Source organism: Guptibacillus spartinae, from assembly GCF_028610625.1.
GTDB classification, from domain to species: domain Bacteria; phylum Bacillota; class Bacilli; order Bacillales; family Guptibacillaceae; genus Guptibacillus; species Guptibacillus spartinae.
The window spans coordinates 1-501 of the sequence record NZ_JAQQWU010000045.1; the positions used below are offsets into that span (position 1 = coordinate 1).

General features: G+C 33.1%; 1 protein-coding gene. It reads left to right on the forward strand.

The features are described 5' to 3' along the window. A partial coding sequence (locus PQ511_RS23635; protein WP_273854344.1) for a DUF3953 domain-containing protein occupies nucleotides 1–266 on the forward strand: 266 nt, incomplete at its 5' end. Between the last annotated feature and the right edge of the window lie 235 nt (nucleotides 267–501).

Below are 501 nucleotides of genomic sequence, written 5' to 3' on the forward strand. Positions count from 1 at the left end.
CTAATTTCATTATTGCGGGGGAAGTGCTGGTGAAAATAATTAGAATAATTTTGGCAACTATTGTAGTTTCTCTATCTATTTATGGTTTGATAAGTGGAACAGCTGAAATTATATTGCCTTATTTAATGCTATTAATGGGTGGAATGTTTCTTGTTATGGGGGTTACTGAATTTCAAAAACGAAAACCAGTCGCTTTCACGTCATTCCTTGTTGCTGGATTTAGTATTTTCGTTGGGATTTATACTTTTTTAAGTAATCTAGCGTAAAGCTGAGTAAGAATTTCCAACAAAATATATCTGATTGCTTCGAATACGAGTCTTCAAGTAAATCTGAGCTAATGTTGATAAAACAGGGATATCAACTCAATTTCTCAGTCGTTTCGTTTAGCTTTTTACAAGCTCTAGTTGAAACACTTGAATGGAGTGATGAAATGACTAAAGATCAGTTCAAAGAGTTTCAAAATGGAATTCACATTGGAGAAGAGTACAATTTCCATTATGG